Annotated in this window: 5 protein-coding genes; 4 read left to right on the forward strand and 1 reads right to left on the reverse strand. The window is 72.6% G+C overall.

Going from position 1 to position 4,898, the window contains the following annotated elements; genetic code table 11:
• Both E0D90_RS23535 and E0D90_RS23540 read left to right on the forward strand, forming a co-directional pair.
• The coding region (locus tag E0D90_RS23535; RefSeq protein WP_130799997.1) for a hypothetical protein at window positions 1-187 on the forward strand (187 nt) is incomplete at its 5' end.
• 75 nt (window positions 188-262) lie between these two features.
• On the forward strand, window positions 263-793 hold the full coding sequence (locus E0D90_RS23540; protein ID WP_130799998.1) for a pyridoxamine 5'-phosphate oxidase family protein: 531 nt from the start codon (window positions 263-265) through the stop codon (window positions 791-793).
• 37 nt (window positions 794-830) lie between these two features.
• Here the strand turns inward: E0D90_RS23540 and paaN are convergent, their stop codons facing one another.
• The gene (gene paaN / locus E0D90_RS23545; protein WP_130799999.1) at window positions 831-2,534 is read right to left on the reverse strand and encodes a phenylacetic acid degradation protein PaaN; all 1,704 of its coding nucleotides are present in this window, start codon (window positions 2,532-2,534) and stop codon (window positions 831-833) included.
• 203 nt (window positions 2,535-2,737) lie between these two features.
• Here paaN and E0D90_RS23550 point away from each other — a divergent pair, with 203 nt between their 5' ends.
• Together E0D90_RS23550 and E0D90_RS23555 are read left to right on the forward strand one after the other, a co-directional pair.
• Window positions 2,738-3,343: a TetR/AcrR family transcriptional regulator gene (locus E0D90_RS23550; protein ID WP_130800000.1), complete on the forward strand. Its 606-nt coding sequence runs from the start codon at window positions 2,738-2,740 to the stop codon at window positions 3,341-3,343.
• 339 nt (window positions 3,344-3,682) lie between these two features.
• On the forward strand, window positions 3,683-4,898 hold a 1,216-nt coding region (locus E0D90_RS23555; RefSeq protein ID WP_130800001.1), incomplete at its 3' end, for a nitric oxide synthase oxygenase.

Raw genomic sequence — 4,898 nt, forward strand, 5'->3', positions numbered from 1 at the left:
CGCCTCCCCCGCCCACGCCGCCACCGACGAGAGCGGGTTCGGCGGCGGCGTCAACGCGGCCAACAACTGGAACTTCACCGCCGCCGACGTGTGCGTCCAGGAACTCGCCGTCGTCCCCGTCCGGGGCGAGCACCACGCCGACGCACCCCTCCCGTGCGGCGCCCCGCACGTCATCGCCCACAGCTGAGCGCTCGTCAACAGGCCGGAGACCTAGGACCAACGGCGCTGGCCGCCTGTGGCGGTCGGCGGCCAGGATCGGGGGATGAGCAGCAACGCACCCGGTGAACCGGCTTTCGACGTCGACCAGTTCCTCGCCCGGCCGCTGACCGCCCGGATCGCGACCGACGGGCCGACGGTCCGGCCGGTGTGGTTCCTGTGGGAGGACGGGGCCTTCTGGGTGCTGACCGGGCCGTGGACGCGGCTCTACCAGCGGGTGCGGGAGGAGCCGCGACTGGCGCTGGTGGTGGACGACTGCGATGTGCGGACCGGGGAGGTGCGGCAGGTCATCGCTCGCGGCGACGCCGAGCTGCTGCCGTTCGACATCCCTCGCGGACGCCGCAAGCTCACCCGTTACCTCGGTCCGGACGAGTCCGGCTGGGACCAGCGCTTCCGGCTCTACCTCCACGAGGGCCGCGGGGGCGAACCCGCCTCCTGGCTGAGACTGGCGCCGGCCCGGATGCGGGTCGCCGACCTCAGCTACCGCGTCGCCTCCACCGAACCCGGCGCCGAATCAGGTGCCGAATCCGGCACCGAATCCGGCCCCGGAACCGCGACAGCCGCCGCCCGGGACTGAGGCGTCCCGGACGGCGGCCGTCGTGTCACGCCGGCGCTCAGAGGGGGCGGCGGACCTCCACCACGCGGAACCGGTTGGCGACGAACGCCGCGTCGACCAGCGCCGCGTTGGCGGCCGGGTTGCCGCCGGAGCCGTGGAAGTCGGAGAACGCCGACGTCTGGTTGACGTACACGCCGCCGGTGAGGTTGAGCGAGAGCTGCGCGCACTCCTCCAGGCAGACGTCCACCAGCTTGCGTTCGACGTCCGCCGAGGTGGTGTACCCGCCGACCGTCATCGCGCCCTGCTCCGCGATGGTCGAGCGCAGCAGTTCCACGGCCGCGTCCGCGGAGTCGACCGCGACCGCGAAGGAGACCGGGCCGAAGCACTCGCTGCGGTAGGCGGCCTCGTGCTCCGGCTTGGACGCGTCGAGCCTGACGATGACCGGGGTGCGCACGGTGGCGTCCGGGAACTCGGGGTGGACGATGCTGCGGGAGCGCAGCGCCACGTCGCCCAGTGTCGGGGCCTGCTCCACCCGCTCGCGCACCGCCGGGTTGACGATCGCGCCCAGGAGCCCGACCGCGCGGGCGTCGTCGCCGAGCAGCTTCTCCACGGCGGCGGCGAGGTCGCTGACGATCTGGTCGTAGGTCTTCTCCCCGTCGTCGGTGGCGATGCCGTGCCGGGGGATGAGGAGGTTCTGCGGGGTGGTGCACATCTGGCCGCTGTACAGCGAGAGGGAGAACGCCAGGTTGGCGAGCATCCCCTTGTAGTCGTCGGTGGAGTCGATGACCACGGTGTTGACGCCGGCCTTCTCGGTGTAGACCTGCGCCTGCCGGGCGTGGGTCTCCAGCCAGTCGCCGAAGGCGGTGGAGCCGGTGTAGTCGATGACGCGGATCTCCGGGCGCTGCGCGAGGTCGGCGGCGATGGTGCCGCCCTCCTCCTCCGCGACCAGGGTGACCAGGTCGCGGGAGAAGCCCGCCGCGGCCAGTACCTCGCGGGCGAAGCGGACGGCGATGGCCAGCGGCAGCACGGCGTGCGGATGCGGCTTGACCAGCACCGGGTTGCCGGTGGCCAGTGAGGCGAACAGACCGGGGAAGCCGTTCCAGGTCGGGAAGGTGTTGCAGCCGATCAGCAGCGACACACCGCGCGGCACGGCGGTGAACTCCTTGGTCAGCTCCAGGGGGTCCCGCTTGCCCTGCGGCTTGGTCCAGGAGGCGAGCTCCGGGGTCCTCGTCTGCTCGGCGAAGGCGTAGGTGACCGCTTCGAGGCCGCGGTCCTGCGCGTGCGGGCCGCCCGCCTGCATGGCCATCATGAACGCCTGGCCGGAGGTGTGCATGACGGCGTGCGCGAACTCCATGGTGTGCGCGTTGATCCGGGCGAGGATCTCCAGGCAGACCAGCGCGCGCAGCTCCGGGCCGGCGTCGCGCCAGGCGGGGACGCCGGCCCGCATCGCCGGCAGCAGCTGGTCGACGTCTGCCTTCGGGTAGGTGACGCCGAGGGCGAAGCCGTAGGGGGAGTGCTCGCCGCCGATCCAGCCGGTGGTGCCGGGCTGGTCCAGCTCGAACCGGGCGTCCCGTACCGCGTTGAACGCGACCAGGCCCTGCTCGGCGTCGAGGGAGTTCAGGACGGTCGCGCCGTCGCCGTACGCCTTGGGGTGCTCCGGGTAGGGCGACCAGTAGCCCCGACTGCGGATGGTCTCCAGTGCGGTGTCCAGCGTGCCGCGGTGCCGGTGGGCCAGCTGCGCCGGGGTGAGGGAAGGGGTCATGATCGGGCGTCTCCTCGTCGAGCTGGTATGAGCACGGGCCATGGACGATACTGCTACCGAACGATCGGTCGGGGCAAGGGGGCCCGGGCCGTCCGCGTGTGAACCCGCACGGAGCCGCTCACGGGGCCGCCGTGCAGACTGGTGCGGGGCCGCAGCGCCCTCCCCTCCCCGGACCGACTACCCCAGAGAACCGGTGTCTAGCGATGGCCACGGAAACCCGACGCGACACGTACACCCCGCAGACGCTCCTGGAGGTCGCGGTCGAGGTCTTCATCGAGCGCGGCTACGACGGCACCTCGATGGAGCACCTGTCCCGGGCGGCCGGCATCTCAAAGTCCTCGATCTACCACCACGTCAAGGGCAAGGAGGAGCTGCTGCGGCGTGCCGTCAGCCATGCCCTCGACGGGCTCTTCGAGGTGCTGGAGGAGCCGGTCGCGGTGGAGGGGCCGGCGATCGACCGGCTGGAACACGTCGCCCGGCGCACCACCGAGGTGCTGATCGACCGGCTGCCCTACGTCACGCTGCTGCTGCGGGTGCGCGGCAACACCGACACCGAGCGCTGGGCGCTGGAGCGCCGCCGGGAGTTCGACCAGCGGGTCGCCGCGCTGCTGCGCCAGGCGGTGGCCGACGGCGACCTGCGCGCCGACGTGGACGTGCGGCTGGCGACCAGGCTGCTCTTCGGGATGATCAACTCCATCGCCGAGTGGTACCGGCCGGGGCGGGCCTCGGCGATCCCGGCGGGCGAGATGGCGGACGCGGTGGTGGCGACGGCGTTCGCCGGGCTGCGCGTCGGCGCGCCGGCTGACTGACGACACGGTCTCCGTGGCCGGGCCGGTCAGAGGGTGGACGGGGCGGTCGGGCGCTGCCGGTGTGCGCGGGTGGCGCCTCGGGGGCGCGTGCCGCGCGAGTTGCTGACGGCTTATAGCACAACGGCAGTACGTACGGGCACGAACCTCGGAAAACGTACACCGGGCCGCCCACGTCTGGTTACGTCGTGCCCACGACCGATCACCGGGTGTCCTGCCGTTGCCGGTCGCGCAGCCGTGCCGTCCCGCTTCCGCGCGCCGGCGCACACCGCCGCCCACCGACCGTCCCCGCCACGCGAGTCGCCCCGACACCGACGTCCGCGCTGCTGTTCCGAGGAGCCCATGAAGGGACACAAGCTGCTGGTGCGCAGATCCGCCGTCCCCCTGCCCGTACCCGCTCCGGGAGGTGGCGCCGGGGAGGCGGTCTCACCCCCGGTGGACATCGGGGAGGCCGACGAGTTCCTGCGCCTGTTCCACGCCGAGCATCCCGACCAGCCGGTCCCGCTCGACCTGCGGTTGCGTCAGGTGCACCGCTCGGTCGAGATGACCGGCACCTACCGGCACACCACGGCGGAGCTGACCTTCGGGGCGCGGGTGGCCTGGCGCAACTCCAGCCGCTGCATCGGGCGGCTCTACTGGCAGAGCCTGCGTGTCCTGGACCGCCGTGACGCCGGCACGGCCGAGGAGATCCACGGCCATCTGGTCGACCATCTGCGGGCGGCGACCAACGGCGGCCGCATCCGGCCGGTGATCTCCGTCTTCGCCCCGGCCACCCCGCGGGCCGCCGCACCGAGGGTGTGGAACAGCCAGCTGGTGCGGTACGCCGGGTACCGGCTGGCGGACGGCCGGGTGCTGGGCGATCCGGCGAACGTCGCGTTCACGGAAACGGTTCGCCGGCTCGGCTGGCGGCCGCGCTACGGCCGCTTCGACCTGCTGCCCCTGGTGATCGAGCCGCCCGGCGAGCGCCCTTCCGCCGGTGGCTCCGGTGACGCGTGCGGCGGTCCGGCGCTCTTCGACCTCGACCCGCAGGACGTGCTGGAGGTGCCGCTGACCCACCCGGCGTACCCGTTCTTCGCCTCCCTCGGCCTGCGCTGGCACGCCGTCCCCGCGATCTCGCACATGCGGCTGCGGATCGGTGGCGTCGACTACCCGCTGGCGCCGTTCAACGGCTGGTACATGGGCACGGAGATCGGCGCCCGGAACCTCACCGACACCGACCGCTACGACCTGCTGCCCACCATCGCCGCCGGACTCGGCCTCGACACCAGCCGTGAGGACACCCTCTGGCGCGACCGCGCGCTGGTCGAGGCCAACGTCGCGGTGCTGCACTCCTTCCGGGAGGCCGGCGTCCGGATCACCGACCACCACACGGAGTCCCGCCGGTTCCTGACCCATCTGGAACGGGAGGAGAGCCAGGGGCGGCGGGTGCCCGCCGACTGGAGCTGGATCGTCCCCCCGATGTCCGGCGGCATCACCCCGGTCTTCCACCGCTACTACGACGAGGAGGAGCAGCGGCCCAACTTCCATCTGGACGAGGAGGCGCGGGCCCTGGCGGAGG

It is taken from the genome of Streptomyces otsuchiensis (assembly GCF_004305975.1).
Classification (GTDB): Bacteria; Actinomycetota; Actinomycetes; order Streptomycetales; family Streptomycetaceae; genus Streptomyces; species Streptomyces otsuchiensis.

Excerpts from the sequence above, each read along its gene's own strand:
- E0D90_RS23540 (WP_130799998.1), top strand. The coding sequence starts at position 263 with ATGAGCAGCAACGCACCCGGTGAACCGGCTTTCGACGTCGACCAGTTC.
- paaN (WP_130799999.1), bottom strand. The coding sequence starts at position 2,534 with ATGACCCCTTCCCTCACCCCGGCGCAGCTGGCCCACCGGCACCGCGGC.
- E0D90_RS23550 (WP_130800000.1), top strand. The coding sequence starts at position 2,738 with ATGGCCACGGAAACCCGACGCGACACGTACACCCCGCAGACGCTCCTG.